This is a genomic window from Moorena sp. SIO1G6 (genome assembly GCF_010672795.1).
Lineage (GTDB): Bacteria > Cyanobacteriota > Cyanobacteriia > Cyanobacteriales > Coleofasciculaceae > Moorena > Moorena producens.
On sequence record NZ_JAAHFZ010000025.1, the window covers coordinates 62,798 to 89,263 of the forward strand.

Here is a 26,466-nt window from a genome sequence, read left to right on the forward strand (position 1 = left end):
TATTACCTGTTTACTATTACCTTTTGCTATCAATCCTTTGTTTACAACTCAAATACAAACGCTATCTAACTGTTAGTATTAAGTACAGTTTTGTACTCAACCAAGTTACTACGCTGTCCGAGCAATCGATTTAGGTGAAATTGAATCTGACCTTGGACCTGAGGAAACTTGCCGATCATGCAAGACAGACTATAAAGTAAAGCATCTGTTGAGCTCAAACCTGTCTGGGACTTATGACGATAGATCCGGTAAGTCATCAGAGGATAACCCAACAACAGCAATAAGCTCAAGCCATGGGTGAGCCATGCGATCGCAAATACTAATATAGGTAAGAGTAATCCCCAGAACCAAATGCTCCGGCTTTCTTTGACCCAATGGCGTTCTGGAGTGTGACCGTGTAACCAGGCTCCCTCAGCGTAACCATGACCTGCTCTCAAGAACCGCTTCCAGCACTGACTAAAACGTGTCATTTGGGCATCATGCAAAGTCATTTCAGCATCTAGGCGAAAAATCTTCCAACCCTTCTGGCGCAGCCGCAAGCACAATTCCGGTTCTTCACCAGCAATTAGAGTAGGATTAAACCCTCCGACTTGTTCAAAAGCTTCTGTGCGCATCATTGCATCACCACCACAAGCGGAAGCTTCACCCACTGGTGTATCCCACTCCATGTCACACAATCGGTTATATATAGATGTTTCAGGGAAGCGCTCTCGTCGGCGACCACAGACTACAGCGACATTAGGGTTGGCTTCCAGTTCCTTTTGAGCATAGTTGAGCCATCCCCCTACTACCTCACAATCCCCATCCACGAATTGGACAAACTTAAGATTTGGCTCTAAATGTTTGAGATAGATATATCCCGCATTTCTAGCACGAGCTGCAGTAAAGGGTTTAGATAGGTCGAGTCCAATCACCTCTACCCCTAAAGAATGAGCGATTTCCACACTGTCATCTGTGGAGCCAGAATCGACATAAACCACACGAGCCACGTTTTTAATCACAGACAGTAAACACTGGCGTAGGCGTTCACCTTCATTGCGTCCAATCACAACTAATCCAATTTGCTTCAAACCTTGGGCTTTGTATTCTACAGCTGAGAGAGTGTTCATCGTTTAACTGCCTTGAAAATTTAGCTCTTTTCTTGCACTAGGCAAGGAATTGAAACGCAGAGGTAGCACTGAAACGCTGTTTCCCTAACGCTATCGTTGTTGGTGAAAAATTTTAGCCAGATTAAACTGTAACAGATTCACCCTTGTATAGCTTTCTAGGGAAGTTTACAGGATCAGGAATTTTGATCGATAAAGTCTATTAAGGCATCATACTTGGGTGAACTCTTTTGGTATACATGTTCTAAAGCCCCCCAGCTCCCCCATTTACTGGGCTTCTTGATATCAGAAAAGTGCATAAATAAGCCACCGCCCTGATTCTTCCATTCATTCAGGAGTTGTGTATAAATTTTATACATTTTTGGATGTCTATTAAGCTCAATGAAAAACTCAGTTAGTTTTTGATTATCGGACTTGACAAGATGTTGACCACCTTCGTAAACCACTAACTGTAGTTTTCTCTTATCTGCTACTTTGTGATGATAGTTAAAAATTTGATCAATATCACTTAAACTCTCATAGTCTTCTTCTTTGGGAAGTAACCCCCCGGATTTGATCTGCTTAAACGCTTTTGACACTCCCCCATCGGGTTCATTCAACCAAGATTCTATGGTGCTTTCGTTTTCTTCCGCGTTTAAGCTGCCATTAAAATATCCCGCGATCGCAAAAGCATCAATACTATGTTGATAACAAGGGGCATTACCCTCTGCTACCCACAGAGGACAATCCAAAGCAGCATTTTCCAAACCAAGCCATACGGTATGGGTAGCCATAACAGACACCACTTGATTGCTGTCACTACCAAATACATTTTTCCAAATATCAGACATTTGAGCAGTACGCATTCCATACCATTGCATGTATGCATCTCCTTTATCCTTGCCCCACCTAGCTTGACCTTGAGCTAACGCATAGTTAGCTTGTTGGAATTGCCAATTCCACACTTCATTAGACAGTTCCACATAAACCCTTAGATTTGGATCTAAGGTATCTTTAACTATTTGGGCAAAATTAGTGATATAGTCATCTGTAGCTTGATGGGGCATATTAAACCATGGATCAGCACCAATTCGATTGGCCAGTTTAACCATGATTTCTACAGGTACACCTTTACCGTAAGCGTAGGAGGCATCATCTACTTTTGGTATATTTGCCCATTCCCTTTGCTTAGAATGATTGGTTTCCATCCAGTCCATAAAACGGATGGCTTTAAATTTTTTAATTTTATTGATGAATTCCGGATTAAAAAGTTCAGACTCGTAAGTATCTTCATACTTAGCTTGAACAACACGAATGTTGCGAATATAATTACCCGTGTTATTAGGATCCGTAGCGGTAATTATTAAATAGATACTAGCCCCGGATGGCGTTACATTAATTACATCTCTTCCTGGCCTTGACGCTACCTCATCTTTGGTGGCATCAAACTTATATTCTATAGTGCCTTCTCCATCGTATAAAACCACATACTTTCCAGCTGGATAATTTTTCATCCCTGTAAAAAGTAGTGTAGCCACACGAGTATATTCAGGAGGAGCTTCTGGAGCAGGTAAAGACTTAACCCAGCCCTGTTCGTCTAAATCCAGTTTATCGTATTCCTCAGTATCCCACGAACCACTACAGCCTGTTTCTCCAGAGACACATTGAGTAATCCATGGTCTCGACGATTTGAAGGCATCTAAGAAAGGAAGTTCAGTTGACCAATCAGCAATTCCATTCAGGTTAGTTCCTAATTTAGGAGTTGTAAACGGAGAGTTTTGAACCGTTGATTTACTTAAAATAATATTAAGTTTTTGATAAAATTGTTCAGGATATGTTGGATGAAGCGCAATGAATAAAGTTAGACAAAAACTCAAAAAAAATAATGTAATTATTTGGAATTTATTAAAAACTATACTGTACACTAATTTTAACTATCAGGGCTAGCAAAACTGACTTGATAATTGGAAGTTATTGGTAAGCTGACTTCACTCAAGTAGCGTTCGTGGCACAGGCTTATAGCCTGTGACGCACGCCCATTAGCTTACTGCTTACATGGCTGGTAATTATCACCACTAATATATACTTAATAAAAAACAGCTATCCGGATTTTTGCTCTAGAGATTTTTATCAAAAGCTTACGCTATATATTAATTTAAGTTAATCTTGTTATAAAGTTATAATAACGAGAAGGATTTTTAGAAATCCATAGGTAAAGATCAAAGCAGGGGTATAACGGTAAACTTAGCTGTTGTATAACATAGACCAAATCGAGTTTAATGTCACTCTAAGACTTGCCAAGATTCACAAATGCCCCTGGTTAAGTTGCAGGTTGCATCTCCAGTATTAACATTTACTTTTAGAGAAATGAACAAGCCTGTTATTGTCATTGGACTAGATGCAGCTCAGCCCTCTGTCCTTGAGAAATGGATGTCTCAGGGACATCTCCAGACTATGCGTCGTTTGCGCGACCAGGGAACCTATGGACGCCTGAAAAATTTTGAAGCGTTTAGTGCAGAAACGCCTTGGACAACATTTTTGACTGGCTGCTCGCCTCACACAACTGGGTACTGGTCTCCCTTGGGATTCCGAGAAGGTAGCTATGAGTGCTACACCAAGGCCGCCTATGACTATAGTGAGTATCCTCCATTTTATGCCCTGGGTGAAGATTATCGAGTGGCAGTCTTTGACATGCCTCAAACTCGGCTCTGTGAGGAGGTAAATGGTCCCCAGGTTTTAGCTTGGGGAGCCCATTCTCCTCAAGTAGCTAGTGGCTCTTTACCGGCTTCACTGTTCCAAGAACTGGTTGACAAACATGGAGAACATCCAGGACTCCATAAGGACTATGCTGTGTGTGTTGATTTAAAGGGAACACTTCGACTTCGGAAACTTCTGGAGACAGGGATCTCCCGTCGCGCTACTATTTGTCAAGATCTCTTGGAACGAGAGTCTTGGGACTTGTTTTTAACAGTGTTTGGCGAAGCCCATGCACTGGGTCACAATTTCTGGCAGTTGAGTCAACCGGAACATCCTCTCTATGAGCATTTTAGTTCCCGTGTTTCAGGTGATCCCATGCTCGAAGGCTTTCAAGCCATTGATCGGGCAATCGGCAAGATTTTAGCCAAAGCACCAAAGGATGCTCATGTCGTCATTTTCTCCGCTCATGGCATGGGTCCTAACACCATGGATGCCCCCAGCACCACCTTCCTGCCTGAGTTTTTATATCGCCTTAGTTTCCCTGGGAAATTTGCCCTGGCTAATGGTACTGAGTTGGGAACACCCCCTGAACCGATAATTACCAAAATGAAATGGAACTATTGGGAGCGACATCTGTGGGGTACCAAGTATGATCCTAATCCCATTAAAAGGTTTTTGAGACGAGAAACTCCCACCAAGCTTTTCAAACTAATCGAGCCATGGTTAGATTCTTCTCAAGAACCCGATCTGATCTCCCCATTCAGGCTAGCGAAGGAAACCGATGTAGTACCTTTCCAACCAGCCGCTTGGTATGCACCGGTCTGGCACAAGATGAAAGCGTTTGCCCTACCAAGCTTTTCAGAAGGGTATATCCGTATCAATCTTCAGGGACGAGAACCCCAAGGATTGGTACCGGAATCGGAGTATGATGCTTTCTGTGATGAACTGATCCAAAAGCTTTACGCTCTTAAAGATGCCCGAAAAGGTGTACCCATGGTCAAGGAGATCATCAGGACACGGAAGTCGCCCACTGAGCGAAATTGTAAGCTGTCTGATGCCGACTTGGTACTTGTCTGGCAAGATGAGTATGCCACAGATGTGGTGGAAAGTCCTGATGTTGGACGTATTGGTCCTGTACCCCATTATCGTGCTGGCAGCCATCGCCCTGAGGGATTTATCATCGCCGCAGGTCCAGATATTGCGTCCGGTGTTGATTTCGGAGGCGGTCATGCTCTTGATCTTCCCCCCACAATTTTGGAATTGATGGGTGCACCAATTCCTGAATACTTTGAAGGTAAGCCACTACCATTGCTAGCAAAAGAGCTTGTCAACGGTTAATATGCTTACCGGCTTAGAGTGTGGTCAGAAACATTGCCCTCATAGTTAAGTCTTTGTAAATTAGAAATGAGGGATAAGGTAAAGAGGGGATGAGGATATTTTTACTCCTCTTTCCCCTCTTCATTTTATTCCAAATCTCACAAATCCGACAGGAATCAATTGAACATGCTTATCATCACACGATGTATACGTTCTGCCCATTTATCCCAATTTAGAGACTGATCGTATTCTTCTCTAGAAGACTTTACTAACTGTTCATAGACTGCCCGATCACCAAAGTTATTTGCTATCACACTAGCATACTGATCACTTGAGGCAGATAACGGTAACATATAACCATTTTTGCCATTTTTAATAATTGTCGGAATTCCTCCGACATCAGTTGTGATTACAGGGAGACCAAATGCATTAGCCTCACAAATCACAATTGGTGAACAATCAGCACGGGTGGGAAACATCAAAAAATGGGATTGCAAAAATAATTGATTAAGTTCCTCTCGTTGCTTAGGATTATTTTTATTCAAAAAAGGAATGACGTTGAGCCGCTCATGCTTAATGTCATCCGGTGGCACACAACCAAGCATAACTAGCTCAGCGTCAATTCCCATGTTGAGCAGAGATATCAGAGTTTCAAAGGCAATATTTCCACCTTTTCTCTGCCAATCTTTACCAATAAACAATAAACGGCAACGGGAAGCATTACACTTGGAAAATAGTTGATATACTGAGGGGATATCATCTAAATTTGCTCCAAAGGGAATTACTTCAACTTTCTCTGGATCTGCCTGATAGTCGCTAATGGCAGATTTGGCAGCCCAGTCTGAAGAATAAACTAGTTTATGAGATTTTGATAATACAGTAAATTCCTGTTTTTCTCCTAGTTCAAATTCTTCTATATTTCGGTAAATTTTATAGTATTCATTGTTGATTAGCTTCGGAGTGGCATCGGATAAAAAAATAATAGGAATACTAGTGTCAATTAAACTTAATTCTCCTGATGCAACGGGGCAAAATAGTAAATCACATGGGGTTTCTTTGAACTGTCTTTGAACTGTCAGTATGAATCGATTGAGCTGTTCATTGTGATCAGAAGACTTGAAACCTAAAAATGAATGGATTAATTGGATAGGCTTGACTAGCTTATGCCAATAGGATACTTTTTTGGGATTGCCGAGATTAATCAACTGAAGGTCTCTTGATGCCAGAGACCTATGCATATAATAAAGGGTGCCAGAAAAAGTATTTTTATCTAAATAATTCTGAGAAGAGAAAAAACCAACTCTCAAGGGCTGCATCATCGGTTTTACGAAGGTTGAATCTTGCCATCAAAATGTACCGCTTCAATTATAGCTCCCTATTAGTAAAGTATTTGATGTTAAACCAGCAGTATTATTAAATTGATTGATAATTTATTGCTCCCCAGTAGTTTACTTTTTAATGTAATCATTTTTAGGGATTTTTTAAAAAAACTAAGCAAAATTGCTTAGTTAGCTCTAGGTTAACACGGCATTAGGATTTTCTTTAAAGGTTTCAGGGGTTTCACCATACGCCTCAACTTATTATCAACATAGATCATATAACAGTCAAGAGGCTCGGCTCCAAAACTTTTCTTAAATGCTATAACTCCTGGCAATCCACCACTAGGATTAAAATCAAACCAAGAATATCCTTGTTCACAAGAATCTTTAACAATTTCATACATAACTAAGTTAACTGGTCTTAGATTCAAGTATTTTTCTAAGGATGAGCCATGCCAATACACCACATGTTTCTTGGCGTAGAAGCATAGTGCTCCGCTGATAATTTGGTCTTGATAGTGGGCTAGCCAAAGCTTAACGTTAGGTGACTTAAGTTGAAAAATTGTTTTAAAAAGTTCCCAATTATAGCTACCAAGACTATTATCTCCCCATCGTCGTAATGAATCTTGATAAACTTGATAATATTCCCACCATTGGTCTAGGGTAGATGCTGTAGTTACTGAAACTCCTTCCTTGATAGCTTTTCGGACTTTTCGAGCCATAGAACTACCGCCCTTTTTCCAAGTTTTGGAAATTGTTTCAAAACCCACGTCTAAGTTAATGGCGTGAGTGGTATCCTCCTCTTGTTCACTGACACAACTTAGGGCTACAGCTTTACTAGCTAGTTCATTGTAAGGATTTACTCGCCAACTTAATTTACCCCAAAAATTTTTATCGAGAAATTTAACTAGTAAAATGGCATGGTCAATGGTAAGTTCGTCTGCGGAAATCCATCCTCCAAAGGTTCCGTCTGGTGAGGATGAGTATTTCTTGATAAATTTCTGATTTCCAAGTTTATAGGAAAGGGCAATCAAAGCTCTTTTTTGATCTGAGAATAGGATAATTAGAGGGTTTGGACGAAATTCTCCTTGAGTATAGGTATTCCAGATTTCAGCCCATTCTCTTGAATGAAAATAAGTTGAATAATTGCATTGTTGCCAAATTTTGTCCCATTCTTCAGAATTAGCGAGATAGGTTTTGGTAATTGATAGGCTCATTGACTACTCCTATAATTAATTTTTGTGACCCTAAGTATTAGAAATGCCCTAGTGAATTGCTTGATTAATCTTGACCAAAGAGAATACAAAGTAAGCGTTCGCGTAGCGTGACCTACGGTCAATCGCTTACCTGGAAACATCAACAAAGCGATGCAGCTTCGGAACAGGGGAGGCAGCGCGGTCTTGGGGGTCTCCCCCACTCGCTATTGCCGTGGTTTCCCCCACTCGCTATTGCATCAAGAAGGGAAAAATGCGATTGACCGTTCGCGCAGCGTCGGGCTTTGCCCGAAAGGTCACGCTACGCGAACGCTTGAGTATTGGATTTATCGATTTAGATAGCTGGGCTGATTTTCACCTATCTATTTATTTCACGACTTACGCAGTAACTCTACTTGTAGGGTCTCACCCTACTATTTCTAGTGTTTGTTACCCAATTTTGCGTAAGTCCTGTATGTCTTAAAGTTCTGGTAAAGTTCAGAAAAATTTCTTAATTGATGCCACAACCCTTGCTTGGTCAGCCTCAGTCATATCGTTGTAAAAGGGCAGACGAAGTAAGCGATCGCTTACATCCTCAGTCACCAAGCAGTCTCCTTCTTTGCCCCCAAACTCTCGTCCCATATCAGACAAGTGCAATGGCAGATAGTGAAAAACGCTGTAGATGCCTTGAGCTTTTAAGTGAGCAATCAAGGCTTGGCGCTTCTCTAGGGACGGTAAGAGTACGTAGAACATATGGTATGCCTGGTCACAGTACTCTGGCACAATTGGCAAGCGGATACCGTACTCCGGTGCCCAATCCTTGAGATTTTCGTAGTAGTACTCCCAAATTTGCTGTCGTTTGCTCTGAATCTGTTGGCGACTTTCTAGCTGAGCATACAAGAAAGCTGCGAGTATGCCTGAGGGGAGATAACTCGAACCAATGTCTACCCAGGTGTACTTATCAATTTGACCGCGATAGAAGCGAGTGCGATTAGTTCCTTTCTCCCGGATAATCTCAGCACGTTCGATATACTGCGGGTCGTTGATCAACAGTGCGCCACCTTCTCCACAGGTAAAGTTCTTAGTCTCGTGAAAACTCTGGGTAGCTAGACAACCAAATGTACCTAGATACTTGCCTTTATACTTAGCAAATAGTCCATGAGCATTGTCCTCAACAACTGGTATACCGTAGCGCCCAGCAATCTCCAAAATAGCATCCATCTCGCATGCTACACCGGCGTAATGTACAGGGACAATGGCTTTGGTGCGAGGGGTAATCAGTGATTCTAATTTCTCTTCATTTAAATTGAGGGTATCCGGGCGGATGTCGATAAAGACAGGTTGAGCACCTCGTAAGATGAAGGCATTAATGGTAGAGACAAAGGTGAAGGAGGGAACAATGACTTCATCCCCTGGTTGGATGTTTAATAGTAGTGCCGCCATTTCCAGAGCATGGGTGCAGGAAGTGGTTAGCAGAACCTTTGGAATTGACAATATTTGTTCGAGTAGAGCATGACATTGTTTGGTAATAGCACCATCACCGGAAAGATCCATGTTCTTGATGGTCTGTTGGATATACTCAAATTCCGTTCCGACAGTAACAGGGCGGTTAAAAGGTATAGTTGACAAAGTAACTTCCATTTTTAGTTAGCAATTATTAGTTTCTACTTGGTATTAATCCGATTAATTTTTACAATGCACCTGAAATCCTATAGATTCTGACTTCTTGCTCTGGCTGGTTATTGCTAGTAATCCTAATAATTAGTAAATTTTTATTAGGGAGATGTTTAGTTGTAGCGCCCTGAACTTAACCGATGCTGAATTAACCACTGTTCATTTTCTGGTGAGTCATGTAGCCATCGCTTAATTAGGTCAGCAAATTTTACTGGAAGCTGCAAACTCTTCCAGGTTTCGTAAGAGGCTATAGACAGATTATGGTAAAGATCTGAATCGGAAAGCAGCTTTTGAATAGATTCTGCTAAAGCAACAGAGTTGCCAGCAGGAAAAATTTTCGCACTGATGCCATCTTTTAGTTTATTAATAAACATTGGGTGATCTGAAGCAATGATTGGAGTTCGAGCGCAAAGGGCATGAGTAATTGCTAGTGGGAAACCCTCTGGAAATTCGTGGCGACTAGGAACTAATACAAGATCAGATTCTCTCATCAGAGGAACTACGGTATTATTTGGTACTATTCCCAGAAACTCTACACAGTCTTCGATTTGTAGCTGCTTAGCTTTATTGACAAAGAAACCTGTTTTATCGTTACCAGCTATCTTCAATTTTATTGGAAACTTATTAGCTTTTAATTTAGCGATAGATTCTAATATATCCCCAACCCCTTTAGCTTCAATCATTGACCCAATGTAAAACAGTTGCCAAGACTTGGCCTGTGCTGGGAGAGTTTTTGGTGACAAGGATTCTGGGGTTTCAGTAACAATAAAAGTCCAAGGAATTATCTTGTCAGATTGGACTCCTATGTCCTGGAGTACTCGGGAGGAATCAATCCCATAACTACCAATCCATTGGATTCGATCATTATTTAATAATTGGCTTAGTAAATAATTACGAAACTTGTTACGCACCTTTCTGGTTGGAATAGATTCAGCAAATAGGGCTAGGGTTGGAACATTATTCTGAATTGCCCAACGAAAAACTTCCCGAATTGGTGTGCGAACAACTAAATGAGTGGGATGGTAATCTTCAATCAATTTGATTAAATTTTTAACCTTAATCTCTCCATTAAACCCTGCACCAATGGCACGAACTCCTTTTTCCAGTAGCTGATTGTAGGGTTTTTCGGTCATACAACAGAGAGTTGCAACTTCCCCAATTTGTTTGCCAATTTCAGCTACCGCATCTACAGAATATTTCTGAGCATAGTATGTCTCAGGTCCACCGTTAGCTAAGCGTTCAAAGGCTTCACGGTAATCTCCAGCATACTGAATAATCAATAAACGCATGAAATTAATTACGTTATTCTAACTCAATTTTCCTAAAAAACATTAATTTTTTTATAAATTACCGTTATTTTTTTTAATAAATAAAACTATACCCTTAATATAGACTATTCCATTTGATTAATTGTCATGATAGTGATTTTTAGTATAAATGTGTGATTTTTTAAAAATTAGCATACACTACCATTGATTTATTATCGAAATCCTTAAAGATTAAGTAAATAATATCAAGACTAGGTAACGCTAATTTTTCCTATCCATTTAATTTAAAAAATAGATAAAAAAAAGCTATAGAGCATCAGGTGTAAGCTAATAGGCATTTATAGCAGTCGAAGTAAAGCTTAAGACATATTTATGCTCCCTGCTCCCTTTAAACCAAAATACTCTGTCCTAAACTATAATTCGGTTGCTATAAATTTTAAGATCGATCCAGTTGTGCAAAAGGCTTCAATCCATCTCCCAATCTCCCAATCTTCCAATCTCCCAATCTCCCAATCAGCACCGATTCATAATTTACATGCGTGAAAGCTTAATTATCAATACAAGCTCAATCAAATAAATCCGGATTATTGAGCCTATTTTTAAAAACCAATAAAGTCAAACTGAGTGCCCTGGTCTATAGAGAAAATTTTGTTAAGGGTGGTTATTAATTAGTGGTTAGTTTATTTTTTTTACTAACTACTAAATAGTCAAGTAATAACCACCCTCCAAGGAGGTAATTAATCCGATGTTACTAGAAGTGAGCAGCACAGAAAACTGCCTAGATTTGGTAAGTAAAGGCAGCTTTGGTGGATAAAAATTAATGCACCATAGACGATGGACAATTACCAGCTTCCCTGAAGCGTAAGGAGCATGCCATTGACCTTAAAGAGGTTTGAGAGTATTAGCCAAAAGTGCAATGGCATCTTTAACGTCTCCCTGAGCTGATTCTGTGGCGCAAATTAACATCACCACCACATTTTTACCCAGCTGACGCGCTAAGATCACTCCACTGACTGGCTGAGTCTGACCACCTAGGGTTAAGCTACCTCTCCAAGGAAGAGACACCCCTCCTGGTACTGGCTGAAAATTACCAGTTTGAAATCCTTCACCCCGCCTAAACTGTTCAATAGCAATCTGTGCTAGGGAAGGGTTGCTTAATGGACGATCTGTCGCTCTTTGTTCTACAAGCACCGTGTAGGCTAAGTTACCATCGGGTGCTTCAATTAATGGGAAACCACCCATGGTACTAACCTTATACCCTTCCAGTATACCCACCTGAAAGCGCTTTGTGAGATCTTTATAAGGTTCTTGATTAAGTCTTAAAGTATGGGCTGAGGTATCAGCAGTAGTGGGAAACGCTGCTAGGGCAGACAATTGAGCTTGAGCTGGTAATGATTGTATTGGTATAGTCAATTCCTCAGGTTTAAACCAAGGGGTGCGCCCCCCAATTATCAGTAATAGGGTAGTTAGCAGAGTTAGACCAATCAGCCATACTTGGTTACGTTTCATGGAATTATGCAGGAGGAATTATGAAATATCAATTACAATTTTTACCATTTCAGAATTTAGAATTTAGAATTTAGAATTTAGAATTTAGAATTTAGAATTTAGAATTTAGAATTTAGAATTTAGAATTTAGAATTTAGAATTTAGAATTTAGACTTCACATTTGCTGACTTGAGACTATTTTCCCAAAATTGCTGGGTTGCCGAAATCAAACACACCAGCAATACAGCCAGTCATGTATGTAGCTAAAGTTGCTGCCCAGAGAGCTTTCCAGCCAATGGCGCTAATGTCAGCACGACGTTCGGGAACCAGACTTGCTAAACCACCAACAAAAATGCCAAAGGAGGCAATATGAGCAAAGCCACAGAGGACATAGCTGATAATCAAAATAGCGCGATCGCTAATTAATCCCTGGGCTGATAGCTGGGCTAACTTAAGATAGGAAGGAATTTCGGTTTGTAATAACCGTTGACCGATTAAGACAGAGGCTTGCCACAGTTCTTGCCAATTTAGGGAAATACCAGTGAGAAAGGTCAAGGGCAAAAATAGTACCCCAAAGATATTATCCAAGGTAATCACACTAAAGATATTACCGATTAGCTGTAGTAGGGGATTGTCACTAGCAGTCAAATTAGCCAAATATGCAAAAAAAGTATTGACGAGTGCGACTAAGCCTAGGATTGCAATGACTACAGCGGCAATTCCCACAGCCATCCTCACTCCATCCGATGCTCCCACAATTAAACTATCGATGAGGCTAGGTTTTTTCTGATTCGGGTCTTCTTCCTCTGTTGGTACCTTCCCTAAGGTTTTCGGCACATCGGTTTCTGGCACAATCAGTTTCGCCATCACGAAGCAGGCGGGGATAGTTAGCACAGAAGCGGACATCAAGTGACCAGTAATTGTGGGGAAAGTGGGTCGCAAGAAACTGGTATAGAGAGCTAATACTGTTGAAGCAATCGAACCAAAGCAGCATGTAAGAATAGCACACAGTTCGCTGCGGGTCATATCGGCTAAGAATGGCTTGACTGCGATCGCTGATTCAATCCCTACAAAAATATTTGCTGCTCCTGATAGGGATTCAGCACCACTAATACTCATAGTTGCCCGGAATAGTTTGGCAAAGACCTGAACCACTGGCTGGATCAGATGCAGTCGATACAACAGAGCAATTAAGGCGGAAAAGAAAACCACCTGGGGTAGGGAGCGGAATGCAAAAATAAAGCCGAAACTCAGATTATCTGGAGTGAGGCGATCCCCTGGGACAGAAACGTAAGGAGTTCCCACTGCTCGGTAAATCCAGCGTCCCGCTGGACCAGGACCAACCATCAATTCTGGATCAGGAACAAAGGCAGAATTACCACCACCGAGCATAAACCTAGCTCCTGCTTCTGAAGCATCCAAGATAGCATTGAGAGCGTCATTCAAGCCGAGGATGAATTGGCGGGTGGGGGCAAACAGGAATATTAACAGTCCCATCACCAGTTGTAAACCAATGCCGAAAATGATCACTTTCCAAGGAATTAGGCGGCGATGCTCAGAACTGAGCCAAGCAATGAAACATAGGGCAAAAATACCACAGAAGGAAATAAGATTGAGATATAACGGATGAGACATGGGCCCTTGTGTTTTCAATTAGGCAATATCGTCAGCCATGAACTAGCACGACCAGATCCTATGGCAGAGGTACTGCCTCAAGCTAACTAAAACAATATCCGATTCAGGGGAATTTATAGATGGTACAACCCCTAAAATAGTCTCAGGGAAATCAAGAATCCCAAATTAACGTAACTATTGCTAACTATTACCCCCCGAGACCCCGAGAGGATTGCTATATATATGGATGCTTTTGCCCCCTTACCGCCTCAGTGGACCAAATCAGCCACCCATGCCTTGGAATTCTGCTGTCCTAGTTGTCGAGCATCTGTTCTAGAAGCTGAGAAGGTTTGGATTAATCGGTCCTCACCAGTGATGGGTGAAGACCACCGCCGGAAGTGGCAAGAGTTTTATCAATGTCAGTGTGGCTATGTATGGTGGGCTTGGAGTAGCGATCGCCCACCCTCAGAATTGAGCAATCGAGAGAATCCTCCTATCGTTTAACCCCCGATCGTCCTTCCCGTTCTTTGCGTCTTCGTGGTTAAGTAAAAGCACTCTCAATTTTATTTGCGCTACCATATTGTTCACCAAATTAACACCCTTAGTGTTAGATGACCAGCAGATCACCAGGTAAACAGGCAGCTCCAAAAATGCGAACGCAAGAGAACGACTGGAGACTTTTCCTACGCCTAGTCCCCTACGCCCGTCGCAGCAAAGGCCCGCTATTTATTGCAATTACTTTATTGATACCCCTGTCCGTAGCAAGTGCCATTCAACCCTTAATTGTTGGGCAGGTAATCTCTTTAATTCGTCAAGAAGATCGAACTTGGTCTTTCCTATTAGAGCGCTCTCTCTCACAGAGCATCAATATTCTGATCTCTATACTACTATTAACCATACTAATCCGGTTAGTGTTCGTTGGGATTCAGGGATTCGTGGTGGTGAAGATAGGTCAACGAATCACTGCTGCTATCCGGGAAGACCTATTTGAGCACGTCACCTCCCTAGCGGTGCGATTTTTTGACCGCACACCAGTAGGGAAATTGATTACCAGGCTCACTAGCGATGTGGAAGCCCTAGGCGATGTCTTTTCCACCGGTGCCATTGGCATCGTGGGTGATTTACTATCCATGATAGTCATTGCTAGTACCATGTTTTTGGTGCAATGGCAACTGGCATCGATCTTAGTGCTAATGCTCCTGCCAGTGACTACTATCATTATTTACTTCCAGAAACAATATCGCAAAGCTAACTACAAATCTAGGGAAGAACTTTCCTCCCTAAACGCTATGCTGCAAGAAAACATCTCTGGCATTAATATTGTGCAACTGTTTCGCCGTGAACAATACAATGCCGAGATGTTTCGCACGGTTAACCAAAAATACGTCACTGAAGTAGACAAAACCATCTTTCACGATTCAGCGATTTCAGCAACCCTAGAGTGGATTTCCCTGGTAGCGATCGCAGCAGTGTTGTGGAGCGGTGGTCATTTTATCCTCAAAGATCACCTGAGTTTTGGTGATTTGTCTGCCTTTATCCTCTATGCTCAGCGGCTATTTGACCCCTTGCGTCGGTTTTCAGAAAAATTCACTATGCTCCAAGCTGGTTTCACTGCAATTGAGCGCATCAGTGACATTATGAATGAAACCATTGAAATTCGTGACCCCGAAGGGTTGCAGGTCAGACGGTTGCAGGTGGCAAGTTCTCCAGAGTTTGAGGGAGGGAAACAAGACCGGAAACAATCTGGGGATTTACCGATAAAGCCTCCAAGCAGCTTGAATGGTGATCTAGCCCATCACTCTTCTAACTTATCCTTGGGCAATGGTTATACCGAACAACCGTCTAACCTTGGCCAAAAGGCCACGCTACGGGAACAACCTTTGACCAACGGTCACGCTACGGGAACAACCCTAAACGGAGAGATTTGCTTTGAACACGTTTGGTTTGCTTACAAAGAAGATGAATATGTTCTCAAAGACTTGCACTTTACCATTCATCCAGGGGAAAAAGTTGCTTTAGTTGGTCCGACCGGTGCGGGTAAAAGTTCCATTATTCGGTTGCTCTGCCGCCTCTATGAACCAAGCCAAGGGAGAATTCTCGTAGATGGGATTGATATTCGGGATTTACCCCAGGCAGAACTACGACGCCACATCGGGGTCATCCTTCAGGAGGGATTTCTTTTTGCTGGTGATGTTAAGAGTAATATTTCCTTAGGAGAAACCTACTCCATTGAGGCAATTAAAACCTCAGCGGAGGTGACGAATGTGGCTAGCTTTATCGAAAAACTGCCCCAAAGCTACGATACCCAGCTGCGAGAGCGAGGAACTAATCTGTCTGCTGGCCAAAAACAATTGTTAGCCTTTGCTCGTGCTGCAATTCGTAACCCCCAAATCTTGGTGCTGGATGAGGCAACAGCTAGTTTAGATGTGGCTACCGAGGCTCTGATTCAAGAAGCGTTGGAACGGCTGTTAGAACAGCGGACTGCAATTATTATTGCCCACCGGCTGTCCACTATTCGTAATGTAGACCGGATTCTGGTACTCAAGCGAGGAGAGTTAGTAGAGTCGGGAAGCCATGAGGAATTGTTAGAGCAAAACGGATTATACGCTAGTTTATATAAATTGCAGATGCTAGGAGATTGATGGCTAATCTAGCATTTTCATTTAATGTGAAACTAGGATTGATGGGAATAGGGAACAGGGAATAGGGAACAGGTAACAGTAGGAAAGAGCGATGGAGCGCTATAAGACCACGCTCAATCATTCCTTGTTGCCTTGTCCGAAGTTCCCTATTCCACCTCAAGTAGCACTATATATAAAAATTCTCGTTTCTGCTTAAGATGCGTTCGCGTAGCGTGACCGTTCGCGTAGCGTGGCCTTTTGGCCAAGGTCAATCGCTAACTCCGGAAGAGTGACAGGTTCTACAATCTGTCGTCCCACTGCTGCTGCCACCGGCTTTAAGCTATGAACCAAATCCACCATTGCTTCGATAGAAAGCGCCTGTCTAGCATCAGAAACAGATTTTTCTGGTTCCGGATGACATTCAATAATCAGTCCATCTGCACCAGCGGCCACTGCAGCTTTTGCCAGAGGTGCCACTAATTCCCGCTTACCCACAGCATGGGAAGGGTCTACAATCACTGGCAAGTGAGTCAACTGCTTGAGTGCTACTACTGCTCCTAAATCTAAGATATTGCGGGTATAGTTATCGAAACTGCGAATACCTCGTTCACACAACACCACCTGAGAGTTACCGTGACTGAGGATATATTCCGCTGCCATGACGAATTCCTCAACAGTAGCAGCTAGTCCCCGCTTTAGCAGTATCGGCAAGTCTTGCTTACCCAAGGCTTTGAGTAAGTCAAAGTTTTGCATATTGCGACTACCTACCTGAAGCAGATCAGCGTGGTTAGCAATAGATTCAATTTGCCCAATCGACATCACCTCCGTCACTACTGGGATTTGGTGACGCCTGCCGATATCAGACAAAATTTCTAGTCCTGCTAGTCCTAGCCCTTGGAAAGAGTACGGGGAGGTGCGCGGTTTGAAGGCACCTCCCCGCAATGCTTGTACCGGGGCAGCTTTAAGTTTAGTAGCCACTGTTTCCATCTGGGCGTGACTTTCTACGGTACATGGACCACCAATAATCACCAGTTCTGAACCACCGAAGACAACTTGTTCTGAGAGTCTAACGATGGTTTGGTGATTGGGGTTAGTAGCTAATGCTAATTTAGCGTTCAACATGGTTATGGACTCCTTAGTTACAGATTTAGTTACAGATATGGACATAAAAAAAACCCGGAACCTTCAAGGAACCGGGTTGCTGTGAAAGGTTGGCACGACCTAACTACCCGGAACGATTTCTGGGCCAAAAAAAGTAAAAGCCGTAAATGTTGTAAAGGTAGGTGGTCATGTCTTGCTCTTGTCGCTGCTTTACCTAAAAAAACAAAGGACCGCAGATTATATTGCTGCGGTCCACCGGGGGGTTCCATATGGAACTATCCTCACCTCCGGTGAACCTTCCTAAACCAAAAATAAAAGTAATAGCTGGGGCTGAACATGTCTTTTTGGGGCGTTAGCTATAAAAGTTTGGCAATTTCTTTTTACTGGTACTACCCTAGCAAGGGTAATCGCCTCATGTCAATAGTTACTGGGAAATCAGGAAAATTCTGAGCTACTACCCCTGGCTTCGATGCAGCCTAATCCCATTTATAGTCGTCTAGTCTTTCACGATTTTTGCCCAACACATGATTTAAGATCACAGTATTAGTGCTCATTGCTCAGTTTAACGAGGCAAAGCCGTTGAATGCTAGTTTGATTGAAGTCAAAGTTCATTCCTCGTTACGGGATTTTTTGCGATCGCAGGGTCAACCCAATTGGCCTCACCAATTGACTATGGCGAGGCTAGTGGCACGAGCCTTGCGGTTAGGGCGTTCTGCTTTGATTCAGACCGGTTTAGAACCCTTGCAGGAAACCTCTCTACAGTCTTCCTATCGCCTGAGTTACCTGGCACCAGCCCTGGTTTGGTCTGGACCTGTGATCGTAGTAGCACCCTTATGGATACAAGAATGGTTGCTGCAAAAGGAAATTCCCCTTTTACAACAGTGGTTTGGTAGCGATAAGGTAATTCATACCAGTGATAGGTTTCCCGATCAACCCTTCCAAGGACTGTTGATTACTTCACCAGAATCGTGGCTAACAGACCGCTTGAAGCACAAGGGCTGGTTTCCTAATCACATCCCTACTGTGATTGATGGTGTGGATGACCTAGAATCTTGGACCAGTAACCAACTTAAAGGCTGCATCCAGCCCCAAGACTGGGACGCACTGATGCAAGCCCATCCACAACAGGCTGATGTGATTCGGGATGTGCGGGTAAAGCTAACCAAAGCCTTATTTCAGCGCCCTGCTAACCCCTATGAGTGCTACCTGATTGAAGCAGATCAGCAAGATGGCTTGGAACAGCTATTTGATCGACTAAGTTCCCTCAGCACTGAAGCACAATCTCTGTATCTGCTGGAACCCTGGAAAGATTTTTGGGACTGCTGGCAGCAGTCAGGTCAGCTAATGTGGGCAACCGTTGCGCGATCGCAAGGTCAGTTTTCCTTATATAGCGCACCAGTAGAAGTCGCTACAGCCTTAAATCCCATTTGGTCGAGACAGCCAGTAGTGCTAATCGGTGGGGCTCTAGATTTAGAGAAAACTGCCTCTGTGTACCGTCAGCAGCTCGGATTAGACGAATTAACCTGTTTGAAGTTTTCCCCTCACCGACAGATTCAACTGTATTTGCCCGATCGTCTACCCATGCCCAATACAGAGCGATTTCAAAACGCTCTGACTCAAGAAATTGGCACCCTACTGACCCTAAGTACTGACATCACCAGACCAGTAGTTATTTTAGTTGGAGATGTCCCCCTCAAAGCCCAGCTAGGGGCAGTCTTAGCAGCAGAATTTGGTTCCCGGGTGCAGGTAGAAACCACCAGTCTCAGTCACAGAAGTATTTTGATTTGTGGCTGGGAATTTTGGCATACCTATCAAGCTCAAATCCCCCGTCCCCAACTGTTGATGATTGCTACCTTACCAATTCCCTCTTTGGAAAATCCATTAGTTGCTGGTCGAGTCGCTTACTACAAGCAGCAACGTCAGGATTGGTTTCGTTTGTATTTGTTACCAACAGCATTGAGAGAATTACAACGAGCAGTGGCACCAGTTAGAGCTACTCAAGGCTGTGTTGCTATCTTAGATAATCGTGTCAACCGCCGCAGTTATGGACGCCATGTGTTATCAGCCTTGAGTCCTTTTGCTCGAATTAATTATTTAGATGCTAGTTGGTTTAATTCAGATTCCCCAGAAGGACAAGATACTTGGCTTTAGAAAGTCAGTAAGCTAAAACGAATTTAAAATGCGTTTTAGCAAGGCAAAAGGCAAAAGGCCTGCATGATAAAGGGGACTGGAATATATATTTTTTAGTTGATTTCACGGGCTTATACAGTTTAAATTCACAACAGTTTAGGTTAGTAAAATTAAAGCCAAAATGTTGAGTAACCCAAGTCCTAATTACAATCCAAGTTTGAATTAACTGTTTCCCACCCCTACAGAATTATCAAATGTCAACATTCAGCTATCAGCTCTCAGCTATCAGCTCTCAGCCATAGGCCAAGCCTGATGGCTGACGGCTGACGGCTGAATGCTTACTATCAAATTGCCGTATTGATAGCACATATTCCCCTTGATTTGCACTATAATTTGTTGAAACATCAAACACTAAACCATCTGTCTCAGCCTTGATATCAATTACATTCGGTAGATTTCCTTCTTTATTAAAGCTCAGTAGCTGATAAAGTCTATCTCCTACTTTGACAACACTCCCTAACTCAACTCTCGATTGAATCATTCCTCCAGCCGGAGCATAGTATCTCTCGATGTTATCTTTAGATGCTAATTTCATTTGGTAGGAGTCTGGATCAGTTATCGGAAAATCCGGCAATTGTAACATTCCTTTTTTCGACAAATAGTTTTTGATACCGTATACTCCCCGTTTCACATAATCTGGATTCATTTGCATCCCAGAACCCAATTCTAGAGTCCATGATTCAATATCAAACTGAAGGGTTCTGCCTAACTTTGCCAAGGCTTTCTCTAACCCTTGCCAAGGCTTAATAAATGCCTCATCGAAAGCATCCCCATCATACTCATCCTCATGCATCACAATTCCATAATCAAGAAGAAAGTCTTTGGCGCTTTCTTCCCGAGAGTAGAAGCCATACAAGAAATCAAGTCCTTGATTAGTAGAACTATGGATATCAATCACATAGTTAGCATCTACACATAAAGATTGCAGTTGATAGCGGTAAAGGTGACGAAACGGTAATCCCCTAGGGGAGTAGCAATCCTCTAAGTGTTGTTTCAAGCTAGACTGGATCCGTGCTAAATAGTTATTTCTGATTTCATCAGGATTAAAATTAAGTTGAGATTGGGCGAAATCCTCTAAATCATCACACTCTTTTTCATAGTCCCAAAAAATTCGATTCCAGTCTTGACCATCGTAAGGATTGAATCCTCCTGTGGCAAAGAAATGACTACGCTGATTAGTGCTAGCTGGATTACAAACAGGAACCAGCCAGATTTCCCCAGTCAGCTGAGTGTCATCCAGAGTGCTCAAAAAGTCAATCAACTGGTGAATCACCGCATTACCAACAATTTCACAACCATGGAGATTGCCTTGTAAATATGCCTTTTTTCCTGGTTGGGAGCCAACGAATTTATATACTTGGAGAGAGATGCGATCGCCTGACGTGAGTTGCTGAATTGGAATAGTAGAAATAGTTGGATTCATATAGCAGTTTGAAATTGGGTTAGGGAAAACGTCCTAGTTTTTAGGGAGTAGGGAGTAGGGAGTAGGGAGTAGGGCTAATAAAATTGACTGTACCTCATAAGGATACCATTTATAAATAGGTCATTTACAAATAGGTCATCAACAATATTGCTGATTTCTCATAACATCAAAAACTCTTCGCTTCTCTTTCCTACTGTTCGATGTTCCCTGTTCCCAAGTTCCCTTTTTCTATCAATCCTAATCAGCCCTCACCTCTACGCGGATATTCTACAAGTGGCGGGAGAGTAACTGGTGCATCTCAGATTTGAAAATCTTGCGTAGGGTGCGTTAGGGGGGCCTCATTTTCCGCCTGGTAGCTAGGGTTATGTTGCTGCCCGTAACGCACCACCTGGTCAAACAGCTTTTAGGAGATGCACCCAGAGTAACTGGCAACCTGAAACAGATGCGATCGCTTTCCCTATGCTGAGTTACCGAACAGACCTCTGTCACCTTCCATATTTGGCTAGCCAATCCGAGGTCCACATAAACGGAATTCCAGCTGCAACGGCTGCCTCAGCATCTTCGTTGCGATCGCCAACCATCAAAGCTGAAGAGCCGTTGGTTTTAAACTGCAAAATCATTCCCGGCTTTGGTTTTCGGTATTCTCCAGCATATGCTTTACTGGTTACTTCAGAAAAGTAGTGCCCCTCGCAATAATAACAGGTTGTCCCATAGTCAGGACAAAAAATAATTCCTTTGAGCTGGGGAAGTAATTTAAGAGTTTTCTGTTGCTCTTTAATACAATTTTTCAGGGTTTTATGTCGGGCTGCAACTCCAGCCTGATTGGTCACCCCAAGAATGATATAACCCTTATTTTTGAAACATTGCAGAGCTTGATCAGCTCCTTCAATCACTTTTTGCTGGTCAGGGTGGTCGATAAATCTACCTTGACCACTCGGCTGGCGAATGGTCCAGTCGCAATCTACAAATAGCTCAAGTTTTGAATTCATGAAGCTTGCTGAGTGGTACACCAATTAGCGATGCAGCAAGGGAACAGGGGAGGCAGTGCGGTCTTGGGGCTTCCCCCCATGAGCAACTGGCGTGGTTTCCCCCACTCGCGCTTTGCATCAAGACACGGAATGGAGTTATTAGCCGATGATGGAAATGTAACTTATCAAGATCATAAGACGCTAGATCGTCAGTAGCCATGGATTCATCCTTGCTCACCCCATCCATGAGCTGTTTAGTTTCATCAAGGTCGATCCACTCCCAGGCTAAGCAATCAGTTGGTTCTATAGCAGTCGCCAGGGCAGTTAGGACATCGACATTAGTCTCAAAGCTAAGTATAGCAATAGTTTTACTTCTGACTTCTGACTTCTGACTTCTGACTTCTGCTATAACTTGGTGTTAATTGCATCTTCTCCAAGTCCAGGGTAAGCGCAAGAATCAATAAGCCGTGGCTTACCCTCGAAAAAAAACCGCGTCATTCTCAACAAATCAACTCTATTGCGAGTACAGTTCTACGAGATTATAGGGGTTTCGAGGGACGATCAACCGATATCCAGCCAATGCACATTATGAGCCATTTTTTCTTGCGCTTACCCTGTCTCCAAGTCTTTTTCATCAAAGCTTCATATAGTTACTGGTTTAGTTAATGTTTTCGTCAATTTTTATGGAATTGTGAAAATTTTGCTGAAGTTATATCTATAATTGCTTTTAAAATAAAATTCAGCCATCCAATTCAACTAGTTCCTTGATATCCTGAGTACTTACGTCCATGCTTACGACATTTTGCTTGGATGTTTAACTTGATAGTACTCGCTGATTAAGATGCTCGCTTATTGTCTAAATAATTTGCTAAAACCAATTGTTTTTTATGCCAATTTATTTTTTAATTAATGACTAGAAAATTGAGATAATATTAAGGACAGGTTGTGAGGATATAGTGTGAATATTTTCCTGATTGGTTATTACGGCTATGGTAATATTGGCGACGATTTATTTGTCAATCAGTTAACTAATTATTTCGCTAGCAAAAAAGATGTCAAAAAAATATTTATCTGTTGCCAAACTAACTATTACCAAGGTTTGAGTGACAAAGTTGTGTTCTTTAGGAATGCACAACTATCAAAACTAAAAAGAACGTTATTACTTTTGAAAAGTGACTGCATAGCCTGGGGTGGGGGAACCTTAAACCTGCAAGACAGGCCAAGGAATTTATCAAGGATGCAAGCCTTGTCAAAATTAATGGGTAAGCGTTTCTGCTTCCTCGGTGTTGGATTAGAAAGCGTGAAATCTGAGAAGAAAAAAAAGATAGCTGATATCTTTGAAAAAGCCGACCTGCTATACCTTAGAGATAACCATTCCTATGATATGGCATTGCAACAGCTTCAACTTTCCAAATCACCTGACTTAGGAGGTGACTTGGCTTTCTTGGATTTGACTATGTATGAAAAGTTTGTCAAACCAGCCCAGCAAGCTAGTGATATTGCCAACATATCCTTCTCTGGAAAATTTTGGTGGGGTGAAGGCAGAGCTGAGTTTTATGCCAAACAGTTAATGCCACTCATTGACAAGTATAATTGTAGGATTCATTTGCTACCAGGACATGTAGGAAATGAAAGAAATGATAATCGCTTCCATGAACGACTGAAGAAATATTTACCCGCTGCTAATTGCCAAATCAAGTCATGGAAAAATCCGGAAGAGTTTCTAGCAATCCTGAGGCACATGGATTTTCACATAGGTAATCGCCTGCACTCAATTATACTAGCCGATCTCCTTGGGATTGCCAATATTGGAATTGTTAATTCCGAATCAAAAATTAAGCATTACATTGATAAGTCAGAAATGCTACCGACAGCAAGAGTGGTAAATTTTATGGAGCCCTTGTCTCTAGAGCGGATAGAAACAGTTTTCAAAAATTACAAAAGACCAGAAGAGTTTATCTTCCAAGAATCAAAAACTGCGAAAGAATGTCTTGAGAAAGTTTTTGCCAATAGATAGTTTTCCCTTTATTCAACTACACTAATAAATCTTATGAAACTACTGCATGTTGAAAAAATCATTGCTAATGACACAGTGAGACTTGTTGGTCTCGTGCAGGTTGATAGCCTTGACCAAGAAATAGAGATTTATTTTGAATATCCTCAACGATTCGCTGATTTTGTCAGTGAAAGCGCCGATGCTTTTGTTCCTGCCTTACTTTTACCGGCAATGGAGAAAGGTGAAAATCTGGAGATAAAACCGCTGATTTCTGCCAAGCTTTTCCGAAATTTACCTACCATACAAGATATCTTTCATCAGTGGTATCCATCCCAGCTTAAAAAAGTTTTAGTTACCGCAGAATCCCCAACAAACTATGATCAAAAATCAACTAGCAAAGTTGGTGCATTTTTCTCCTTGGGCGTGGATTCGTTTTATACCTTTATTAAACATACGAAGACCCCTAGTAACTTTGGACTTCCCCTTTCTCATTTAATTTATATGAAAGGCATTGAGCGACCTTTACGCATTTATAAACATGGTCAAGAAAAAAAGGTAATTTCAAGGATTATGGAAGTTGCCAATGCAGCCAGTATAGATTGTATTGTAGGTGAAACAAATATCCGCAATCATTTTAACTTACAATGGGGACCTTATTATCATGGGGCTGGCTTGGCTTCAGTGTCACTTTCTCTTTCAGCAGGTTTAGAATCTGTTTTAATTCCTTCCACAGATTCTTATAAAGATGTTTTTCCTTGGGGAACTAGCCCATTACTCGACCACCTATGGTCAACGGAAAAAACTAATATAGTTCATGACGGTTCAGAGACCCAAAGGGTTGAAAAAATTGCTAAATTTTTAGTAAAAGACCCTTTCGCTATGAAATATTTGAGGGTATGTACTAATAATGAAGGTGGTGAAACCAACTGTGGAACCTGCCCTAAATGCGTGAGAACTATGCTACCTTTACTGATTTCTGGCCATTTAGAAAAAGCCATAACATTTCCAGATAAATTACCCAGTAATTGGAACAGAATATTGCAAATTCAAGATACTCATGATCTAAGTCATGCCGTAGCAATTTTGAAGCTGGCGAAAGACGTTAAGGCCGACGAAAAACTAGTAAACACTCTTCATAGCAAAATAGAAAATGGTAAGGCCTATCTATTTTGCAAAGGCAAAACTATTGCTGGAGTAGTAGCTTCAATACTTCATGTTTATTTTATTAAGAAGCCATTTGATTTGGTCAAACAACCAATCAAAGATATTCTAAATAGCCTAAATTTATATAGCGCAAACCAGAGCTGAATGACACCCTGGTTAAGAGCGAGCTTAAGCGAAAAACTTGGAAAAGTCTGGTAGAACTGATCAGCATTCAGCTATCAGCACTCAGTAGTCAGCCGTCAGCACTCAGTAGTCAGCCGTCAGCCGTCAGCCGTCAGCCGTCAGCCGTCAGCCATTCCCGTAGCGTGCGCGTAGCGAATTAGCTGTTCGCGTAGCGTGGCCAAAGGCCTTTAGCACCTCAAGTAGCACCATCTGTAGCGCATTAGCTGATAGCTGATAGCTGATAGCTGATAGCTGATAGCTGATAGCTGATAGCTGATAGCTGATAGCTTACTCGCTAACTAACCCCCTGATAAAAACTGAGGCTTCGGCCAATGATATTGGTTCTTAACAGGTAACGGAGCTGGCTTACTTACCTTTTCTTTCCTAGCACCTTCAATAAAACTCCCTTGGCAAAGCATCTGAGCCATCAAAATCATTACAGTTTCAAATACTGAGGTCTTATTATTGGGATTAACAGCTACAATCGGGGGTTGATTAGGATCACCGACGTATGCCATGCGCATCATAATTTCCTCTGGAGTCCATGCCCCTGCAACATCAGTATGAGTCAGACCAATAATCATTGGAATAGTGACCCGCTCCTGCATAAACGATAAAATCTGACGAGCACTAGCAAAATCACTGCTTCGATTAGCTGCCATCAATAAAATATAGGCGTGAGCTCGGCGAATCAAAATGTCCCACATAAAATCAAAGCGAGCTTGACCAGGAGTTCCATACAGGTGCAAATCCAAGTTCCGATTTAAGGGACGCAAACCAAAGTCTAAGGCAACAGTCGTTTTTTTCTTAAACAATGATGTGGCATCCGTAGCCGTTCGTTCTGTTTCAATAACCGCACCTTCGCTGAATGTTCTGACAAAGGTAGATTTGCCAGCCCCTATTGTTCCCGTTACTACAATCCGTATATTGTCCATTGGGTTATGCTTCTCTAGCAAATACTACAGGTTATCAACTGTGCCAGTAAGTTGGGGTGAATCAAGGTAATTTGTTGACGATGGATGGTTGACGGTTGACGGTTGACTGTTGACTGTTAGTGGTCAACCTTGAACAAAAAATAGCTTACATTGAATTTCACACACCCACTGACGTTATACCAATAATCCAGAATGCGAACAACAATTTAACAAAAAAAAATACTATTTATAATGGGTAATGGATAATTAAT

Annotated in this window: 19 protein-coding genes; 7 read left to right on the forward strand and 12 right to left on the reverse strand. The window is 42.0% G+C overall.

Features of this window, described 5'->3' with window-relative positions; all coding sequences use genetic code 11:
- Window positions 1–65: 65 nt before the first annotated feature.
- Window positions 66–1,109 (reverse strand): glycosyltransferase family 2 protein, encoded by a 1,044-nt coding sequence (locus F6K63_RS22195; RefSeq protein ID WP_009148962.1) that lies wholly within the window; start codon window positions 1,107–1,109, stop codon window positions 66–68.
- A 173-nt stretch (window positions 1,110–1,282) separates the two neighbouring features.
- Complete coding sequence (locus tag F6K63_RS22200) at window positions 1,283–3,010, reverse strand: cellulose-binding protein (RefSeq protein WP_131827116.1); 1,728 nt, start codon at window positions 3,008–3,010, stop codon at window positions 1,283–1,285.
- Window positions 3,011–3,452: 442 nt separating this feature from the next.
- On the opposite strand from F6K63_RS22200, the gene F6K63_RS22205 reads away from it, so the two are divergent.
- Window positions 3,453–5,120 carry an alkaline phosphatase family protein gene (locus F6K63_RS22205; RefSeq protein ID WP_044494346.1) on the forward strand — a complete coding sequence of 556 codons (1,668 nt, stop codon included), beginning with the start codon at window positions 3,453–3,455 and terminating at the stop codon, window positions 5,118–5,120.
- A gap of 155 nt (window positions 5,121–5,275) precedes the next feature.
- Here the strand turns inward: F6K63_RS22205 and F6K63_RS22210 are convergent, their stop codons facing one another.
- Both F6K63_RS22210 and F6K63_RS22215 read right to left on the reverse strand, forming a co-directional pair.
- The gene (locus tag F6K63_RS22210) at window positions 5,276–6,418 is read right to left on the reverse strand and encodes a glycosyltransferase family 4 protein (RefSeq protein ID WP_229414650.1); all 1,143 of its coding nucleotides are present in this window, start codon (window positions 6,416–6,418) and stop codon (window positions 5,276–5,278) included.
- A gap of 200 nt (window positions 6,419–6,618) precedes the next feature.
- Complete coding sequence (locus F6K63_RS22215; protein WP_009148971.1) at window positions 6,619–7,635, reverse strand: lipid II:glycine glycyltransferase FemX; 1,017 nt, start codon at window positions 7,633–7,635, stop codon at window positions 6,619–6,621.
- A gap of 150 nt (window positions 7,636–7,785) precedes the next feature.
- Between F6K63_RS22215 and F6K63_RS22220 the strand changes: the two genes are divergently transcribed.
- Entirely contained in the window at window positions 7,786–7,974 is a 189-nt protein-coding gene (locus F6K63_RS22220; RefSeq protein WP_131827115.1) for a hypothetical protein, read from the forward strand.
- 135 nt (window positions 7,975–8,109) lie between these two features.
- Here F6K63_RS22220 and rffA read toward each other — a convergent pair whose 3' ends face one another.
- The 4 genes from rffA to F6K63_RS22240 form a co-directional block, all read right to left on the reverse strand.
- Entirely contained in the window at window positions 8,110–9,252 is a 1,143-nt protein-coding gene (rffA, locus tag F6K63_RS22225) for a dTDP-4-amino-4,6-dideoxygalactose transaminase (protein WP_009148972.1), read from the reverse strand.
- Between the two features lie 146 nt (window positions 9,253–9,398).
- The gene (locus tag F6K63_RS22230) at window positions 9,399–10,574 is read right to left on the reverse strand and encodes a glycosyltransferase (RefSeq protein ID WP_009148973.1); all 1,176 of its coding nucleotides are present in this window, start codon (window positions 10,572–10,574) and stop codon (window positions 9,399–9,401) included.
- Window positions 10,575–11,435: 861 nt separating this feature from the next.
- On the reverse strand, window positions 11,436–12,062 hold the full coding sequence (locus F6K63_RS22235) for a hypothetical protein (RefSeq protein WP_287265434.1): 627 nt from the start codon (window positions 12,060–12,062) through the stop codon (window positions 11,436–11,438).
- 174 nt (window positions 12,063–12,236) lie between these two features.
- The gene (locus F6K63_RS22240) at window positions 12,237–13,676 is read right to left on the reverse strand and encodes a NupC/NupG family nucleoside CNT transporter (protein WP_287265433.1); all 1,440 of its coding nucleotides are present in this window, start codon (window positions 13,674–13,676) and stop codon (window positions 12,237–12,239) included.
- Between the two features lie 222 nt (window positions 13,677–13,898).
- Here F6K63_RS22240 and F6K63_RS22245 point away from each other — a divergent pair, with 222 nt between their 5' ends.
- Complete coding sequence (locus tag F6K63_RS22245) at window positions 13,899–14,159, forward strand: hypothetical protein (protein ID WP_071105323.1); 261 nt, start codon at window positions 13,899–13,901, stop codon at window positions 14,157–14,159.
- Between the two features lie 107 nt (window positions 14,160–14,266).
- Window positions 14,267–16,297, forward strand: a complete 2,031-nt coding sequence (locus F6K63_RS22250) for an ABC transporter ATP-binding protein (RefSeq protein WP_287265431.1) — start codon at window positions 14,267–14,269, stop codon at window positions 16,295–16,297.
- 192 nt (window positions 16,298–16,489) lie between these two features.
- Here F6K63_RS22250 and aroF read toward each other — a convergent pair whose 3' ends face one another.
- A complete protein-coding gene (aroF, locus tag F6K63_RS22255; protein ID WP_071986924.1) occupies window positions 16,490–17,443 on the reverse strand; it encodes a 3-deoxy-7-phosphoheptulonate synthase in 954 nt (317 codons plus the stop codon).
- A 480-nt stretch (window positions 17,444–17,923) separates the two neighbouring features.
- On the opposite strand from aroF, the gene F6K63_RS22260 reads away from it, so the two are divergent.
- Complete coding sequence (locus tag F6K63_RS22260) at window positions 17,924–19,528, forward strand: helicase C-terminal domain-containing protein (RefSeq protein WP_353813071.1); 1,605 nt, start codon at window positions 17,924–17,926, stop codon at window positions 19,526–19,528.
- Between the two features lie 271 nt (window positions 19,529–19,799).
- Here the strand turns inward: F6K63_RS22260 and F6K63_RS22265 are convergent, their stop codons facing one another.
- Complete coding sequence (locus tag F6K63_RS22265; protein ID WP_287313132.1) at window positions 19,800–20,990, reverse strand: succinylglutamate desuccinylase/aspartoacylase family protein; 1,191 nt, start codon at window positions 20,988–20,990, stop codon at window positions 19,800–19,802.
- A gap of 485 nt (window positions 20,991–21,475) precedes the next feature.
- A complete protein-coding gene (locus tag F6K63_RS22270) occupies window positions 21,476–21,979 on the reverse strand; it encodes an HAD-IIIA family hydrolase (protein WP_287313133.1) in 504 nt (167 codons plus the stop codon).
- Window positions 21,980–22,916: 937 nt separating this feature from the next.
- Here F6K63_RS22270 and F6K63_RS22275 point away from each other — a divergent pair.
- Together F6K63_RS22275 and F6K63_RS22280 are read left to right on the forward strand one after the other, a co-directional pair.
- On the forward strand, window positions 22,917–23,975 hold the full coding sequence (locus F6K63_RS22275; protein ID WP_287313134.1) for a polysaccharide pyruvyl transferase family protein: 1,059 nt from the start codon (window positions 22,917–22,919) through the stop codon (window positions 23,973–23,975).
- A 33-nt stretch (window positions 23,976–24,008) separates the two neighbouring features.
- A complete protein-coding gene (locus tag F6K63_RS22280; protein ID WP_287313135.1) occupies window positions 24,009–25,262 on the forward strand; it encodes a hypothetical protein in 1,254 nt (417 codons plus the stop codon).
- Between the two features lie 317 nt (window positions 25,263–25,579).
- Here the strand turns inward: F6K63_RS22280 and F6K63_RS22285 are convergent, their stop codons facing one another.
- A complete protein-coding gene (locus F6K63_RS22285) occupies window positions 25,580–26,215 on the reverse strand; it encodes a GTP-binding protein (protein WP_287313136.1) in 636 nt (211 codons plus the stop codon).
- Window positions 26,216–26,466: the final 251 nt, after the last annotated feature.